We start from the raw sequence: 380 nt of genomic DNA, 5'->3' as shown, positions 1-380 counted from the left end.
GAAGCCTGAAAGCTAGTGATCAGCGATGTAGCGCTGGTGCGATTATTGGGACCAGGAAATACGATATAATGAAATCAATCTTTGCAATAAACCGCAGAGAATGAAAAAAAGTAAATATCAGAAGTAAGCAAAACAAAAAGGGTAACAGGGGGAGTAATATCTGAGGGTAGTTGAGTGTGAATATATGGAGTCGCGGGAGGCAAGTGGCAAGGACGTCTGCATGCGGTGCCCGGTGAGGGCGGAGTGCGGAGCGCGTGCGGTGGCCGTCCGCGAGCCGTACGGCGTCTGGCGCGGGCTGACCGAGGGCGGGCGCGGAAAACTGATGCGCCGTTCGCGCAACCGGCTGGCCGAGGTCCGACTCGGGCTGCCCACCGCAGCAG

1 protein-coding gene is annotated in these 380 nt (G+C 56.6%); it reads left to right on the top strand.

What is annotated here, in order from left to right:
• Positions 1 to 184: 184 nt before the first annotated feature.
• The coding region (locus UK12_RS38855; RefSeq protein ID WP_197085390.1) for a WhiB family transcriptional regulator at positions 185 to 380 on the top strand (196 nt) is incomplete at its 3' end.

Source organism: Saccharothrix sp. ST-888 (assembly GCF_000955975.1).
Lineage (GTDB): Bacteria > Actinomycetota > Actinomycetes > Streptomycetales > Streptomycetaceae > Kitasatospora.
The sequence above is the reverse complement of the archived record's forward strand: the minus strand, read 5'-3'. Positions and strand labels throughout refer to the sequence as shown.